The sequence below is a fragment of the Streptococcus sp. DD11 genome, from assembly GCF_001578865.1.
GTDB lineage: Bacteria > Bacillota > Bacilli > Lactobacillales > Streptococcaceae > Streptococcus > Streptococcus panodentis.
Map to the genome: position 1 here is coordinate 1 of NZ_KQ969433.1, position 499 is coordinate 499.

Genomic DNA, 499 nt, shown 5'->3' on the forward strand with positions numbered 1-499 from the left:
CCACCATTTCCCGTGCGGTTGGTTTCTCGGATACATGGGCCGGGAGGACGCGAAAAGCAATCGGAAGCTCATAAACGCTGTCACAGATGAGATGAACACGAAAACCAAAATAGGTGCGGGTCTTGGTGACTCTGTTTTCTTTGTCGTGGTAAGTCTTCTTGGTCCAACTGCCGTCGTGTTCACCCCGCAAGTCCCCTTTGGCAAGCTTACTGGGGCGATGAGCCTTGGATTCAATGATTTTTCCATCCATAGCCAGACGGCGGCCAAAGTCAGGCAAAGCTTCATAGAGCTCCTTGACCAAAATTTCAAACATGTCGTAAATCAAGTCCCTGTGCCGAGACAGGCGTTTTAGAAAGCGGCTGAAAGTCATGGCATGGGGAGCCAGGACGAGTTTGGTCTGATTCTGTCCAATCTTAACTCCGTGAGCCTGAAAACCGCAGAGCTGCCGCAGCTGACTGTTGCGCCCCAATTCCCGGCAGAAACTTTCGATGGTGGGATG

The 499-nt window shown here is 51.7% G+C and carries 1 pseudogene; it reads right to left on the bottom strand.

Features of this window, described 5'->3' with window-relative positions:
• Positions 1 to 499: pseudogene (locus tag STRDD11_RS13810) on the bottom strand (DDE transposase); the annotation flags it as partial.